Source organism: Mesorhizobium sp. M7A.F.Ca.CA.002.15.2.1, from assembly GCF_003998715.1.
Classification (GTDB): Bacteria; Pseudomonadota; Alphaproteobacteria; order Rhizobiales; family Rhizobiaceae; genus Mesorhizobium; species Mesorhizobium ciceri.
The window spans coordinates 1-4,411 of record NZ_RZPI01000486.1 but is presented as its reverse complement, the minus strand read 5'-3'; the positions used below and the strand labels follow the sequence as shown (position 1 = coordinate 4,411).

Below are 4,411 nucleotides of genomic sequence, written 5' to 3'. Positions count from 1 at the left end.
GTGCTGCTGGTCATGAGCCGTTTCAACCGTATCCTCGGGATCGATTTTCCCAATCGCGTCGTCGTTGCCCAGCCGGGCGTCACCAATCTCGGCATCACCACCGCCGTCGAGCAGGAGGGCTTTTACTACGCCCCCGATCCATCCTCCCAGATCGCCTGCTCGATCGGCGGCAATGTCGCGGAGAATTCCGGCGGCGTGCACTGCCTGAAATACGGCCTCACAGCCAACAATGTGCTCGGCATCGAGATGGTGCTGATGAATGGCGAGGTGGTGCGGCTGGGCGGCAGTCACCTCGATGCGGAAGGCTACGACCTGCTCGGCGTCATGACCGGGTCCGAAGGGCTGCTCGGCGTCGTCACCGAGGTCACCGTGCGCATCCTGAAGAAGCCGGAGACGGCACGTGCACTGCTGATCGGCTTCCCGACCAGCGAGCAGGGCGGCCAGTGCGTTGCCGACATCATCGGCGCCGGCATCATCCCGGGCGGCATGGAGATGATGGACCGGCCGGCGATCCATGCGGCGGAAGATTTCGTTCATGCCGGCTATCCCCTCGATGTCGAGGCGCTGCTGATCGTCGAGCTCGACGGGCCGGGCGTCGAGGTCGATCATCTGATCGGGCTGGTCGAGGCGATCGCCTACAAGAACGGCTCGACCACCTGCCGCATTTCGCAGTCCGAACAGGAACGGCTGAGCTTCTGGGCCGGCCGCAAGGCGGCGTTTCCGGCCGTCGGCCGCATCTCGCCCGACTACTACTGCATGGACGGCACCATCCCGCGCAAGGAGCTGCCGCGCGTGCTCGCCGGCATGCGCGAGCTGTCGGAAAAATACGGTCTCGGCGTCGCCAATGTCTTTCATGCCGGTGACGGCAATCTGCATCCGCTGATCCTCTACGACGCCAACGTACCGGGCGAACTCGACAAGGCCGAAAGTTTCGGCGCCGATATATTGCGGCTCTGCGTCAAGGTCGGCGGCGTCTTGACCGGCGAACACGGTGTGGGCGTGGAAAAACGCGACCTGATGCCGGAAATGTTCACCCAGATCGATCTCGACCAGCAGATGCGCGTCAAATGTGCCTTCGATCCCAACCATCTGCTCAACCCGGGAAAAGTATTTCCGCAGCTGCGGCGATGCGCCGAGCTTGGGCGGATGCATGTGCACCGCGGGCAGGTGGCGTTTCCGGACATTCCGAGGTTTTGAGGGTGATGACGGCGCGTGAACACCCCCCTCTGTCCTGCCGGACATCTCCCCCTCAAGGGGGGAGATTGGCAGCTTGCGCGCCTCGCCCTTCCGTCATCATTGAAGATTGGCGAAGCCATATGCGACATCTGATCTCCCCCCTTGAGGGGGAGATGTCCGGCAGGACAGAGGGGGGCGCCAGGGAACTCGGCATATCCGAACTCGCATCTGGCGCGGTCTCTTCATGACCACCTTCACCCCGACCACCCCATCCGAAGTCCTCTCCACCATAGCCTGGGCCGTGGCGGAAGAGGCGCCGCTCGAACTCCTTGGCCATGGCTCCAAGCGTGGCATCGGCCGGCCGCTGCAAACCGAACACACGCTCGACCTGTCGAAATTATCTGACGTCACGCTCTATGAACCGGCTGAACTGGTGCTGTCGGCCAAGGCAGGCACACCGTTGGCCGAGATCGAAAAACTGCTGGCGGAAAACGGCCAGCAGCTCGCTTTCGAGCCGATGGATTACGGCCCGCTGCTTGGTGGCGAACCGGGCAAAGGTACGATCGGCGGTGTGCTCGGCGCTAACCTCTCCGGTCCGCGCCGGCTCAAGGCGGGGGCCGCGCGCGACCATGTCCTGGGCATCAATGTGGTGTCCGGTCGTGGCGAGGCCTTCAAGTCGGGCGGTCGCGTGGTCAAGAACGTCACCGGCTATGACATGTCGAAGCTGATGGCCAACAGCTGGGGCACGCTGGCCGTCTTCACCGACGTCACCTTCAAGGTGCTGCCGGCAGCCGAGACCGAAGTCACGCTCGCCATCCGTAGCCTGCTCGACGATGCCGCGGCCGCCGCCATGGCCCTGGCGCTTGGCTCGAGTGCTGAAGTGTCGAGTGCCGCCCACCTGCCGGAGCGGATCGCCGCGCGCGTCGCCAGCGGCAGTCTCGGCAGCGAGGCTGCCACGCTGCTGCGCGTCGAGGGTTTCGGCCCGTCGGTCGCCTACCGCATCGCCGCGCTGAAAACGCTGCTCGGCAATGCCGGCCCGCTGGAGGAGATTGGCGGCGAGGTTTCACGGCTGATCTGGCGCGACGTTCGCGATTGCAGGCCTTTCGCCGACGGCAGCGAGAAGCCGGTCTGGCGCATCTCGATGACGCCTTCTCAGAGCCACCAGATGGTCCTGACGCTGCGCATGCAGGCCGCCGTCAGCGCCTTTTATGACTGGCAGGGCGGACTGGTTTGGCTGCGCATGGAACAGGGCGATCCGGAAGCCGCTCTGCTGCGCGGGCTGTTGAGGAAACATGGCGGCGGCCATGCGACGCTGGTGCGCGCCGCACCCTCGCATCGCGCCGCTCTACCGGTGTTCGAGCCGCAGCCGCCCGCTCTTGCTGCACTATCGGTCCGCCTGAAACAGGAATTCGACCCCAAGAATATCTTCAATCCCGGCCGCATGGCCTAGGACATCAGCGATGCAGACCAATTTTTCGCTTGCCCAGCTTGCCGATCCGCATGTCGCGGAATCGGAAAAGATCCTGCGCAAATGCGTGCATTGCGGCTTCTGCACCGCGACGTGCCCGACCTATGTGACACTCGGCAACGAGCTCGATTCACCGCGCGGGCGCATCTACCTGATCAAGGACATGCTGGAAAAAGGCCGTCCGGCCGACAAGCAGATCGTCACCCATATCGATCGCTGCCTGTCGTGCCTTGCCTGCATGAGCACCTGCCCGTCGGGCGTCAACTACATGCATCTGGTCGACCATGCCCGCGCCCATATCCAGGAGACCTACAAGCGGCCACTGCTCGACCGCCTGACCCGCGCCATGCTGGCCTTCGTACTGCCCTATCCCCAGCGCTTTCGCGCCGCGCTCAAGCTGGCGAAGCTGGGCAAGCCGTTCATAGGCTTGTTCGACAAGGTTCCGGCGCTGAAGCCGCTCAGTGCGATGCTCAAGCTTGCGCCGGCGTCGATCCCGGCAGCTTCGCCGATAGGCTCGCCGGGCATCCATGTCGGGCAGGGGACCAAAAGAGGTCGTGTCGCCATCCTCACCGGCTGCGCGCAATCGGTGCTCGATCCCGCCATCAACGAGGCGACGATTTCGCTGCTGACGCGGCTCGGCGTCGAGGTCTTGGTGCCGCCGGGCGAAGGCTGTTGTGGTGCGCTGGTCCATCATATGGGGCGCGAACAGGCCGCGCTTGCCTCGGCGAGGCAGAATGTCGACGCCTGGACACGCGCCCTCGACCAGGGCGGGCTCGATGCCATCGTCATCACCGCCTCGGGCTGCGGCACGACGATCAAGGACTACGGTTTCATGCTGCGGCTCGACCCGGCCTATGCCGACAAGGCCGCACGCGTCTCGGCACTGGCCAAGGACGTTACCGAATATCTCTCGACCCTCGACCTGCCCGAACCGGTTCGCAAGCCGGGCACTGTCGTTGCCTATCACTCGGCCTGCTCGATGCAGCACGGCCAGAAGATCACCCGCCAGCCGAAAGAACTGCTGGCCAAGGCCGGCTTCATCGTGCGCGAGCCGCGCGAAGGGCATCTCTGCTGCGGCTCTGCCGGCACCTACAACATCCTGCAGCCCGAGATCTCGGCCAAACTGCGCGACCGCAAGGTGAAAAACATCGAGGCGACGGGGGCCTCGATCGTCGCCACCGGCAACATAGGCTGCATCACGCAAATCGCTTCCGCCGCGAAGATGCCGGTGGTGCACACGATAAAGCTGCTCGACTGGGCCTATGGTGGGCCGAAGCCGGAAGGTGTTCTGGAAGAAAGCCTGATCGCTGCGGAATAGGTCGCCCTGTCCTTACTCCGCCGCAAGCCTGTCGGCCGTACCGTAGGTCGCCTCATAAAGCGCGCGCTGGCGGCTGAGCGCGACCATGGTGTTGCGCAGCAGGATGGCGACCGTGATCGGGCCGACGCCGCCCGGCACCGGGGTGATCCAGGAGGCGACCTCGCGCACGCTTTCAGTGTCGACGTCGCCGACGATGCGGCTGGAGCCGTCGGGGGCGATTTCGGAATTGATGCCGATGTCGATGACGGCAGCGCCCGGCTTGACCATGTCGGCCTTGATCAGCCGCGGCTTGCCGACGGCAACGAACAGCGCATCGGCGCGCCTTGCATGGGCGGCGACCGATCGCGTCATGTGGTGGCAGACCGTCACCGTCGCGCCTTCGCTCATCAACAGGAAGGCGATCGGCTTGCCGACGATTTCCGAATGGCCGACGATGACGACTTCCAGTC

General features: G+C 64.6%; 4 protein-coding genes. 3 read left to right on the top strand and 1 reads right to left on the bottom strand.

What is annotated here, in order from left to right:
* The 3 genes from ENZ74_RS23330 to glcF form a co-directional block, all read left to right on the top strand.
* The coding region (locus ENZ74_RS23330) for an FAD-linked oxidase C-terminal domain-containing protein (RefSeq protein WP_127313012.1) at positions 1-1,197 on the top strand (1,197 nt) is incomplete at its 5' end.
* A gap of 223 nt (positions 1,198-1,420) precedes the next feature.
* Complete coding sequence (locus ENZ74_RS23320; protein ID WP_024502329.1) at positions 1,421-2,626, top strand: FAD-binding protein; 1,206 nt, start codon at positions 1,421-1,423, stop codon at positions 2,624-2,626.
* A gap of 10 nt (positions 2,627-2,636) precedes the next feature.
* A complete protein-coding gene (glcF, locus tag ENZ74_RS23315) occupies positions 2,637-3,962 on the top strand; it encodes a glycolate oxidase subunit GlcF (RefSeq protein WP_063170130.1) in 1,326 nt (441 codons plus the stop codon).
* 12 nt (positions 3,963-3,974) lie between these two features.
* Here the strand turns inward: glcF and ENZ74_RS23310 are convergent.
* Positions 3,975-4,411: bifunctional 5,10-methylenetetrahydrofolate dehydrogenase/5,10-methenyltetrahydrofolate cyclohydrolase (locus ENZ74_RS23310; RefSeq protein ID WP_164761153.1), on the bottom strand; the 437-nt coding region annotated here is incomplete at its 5' end.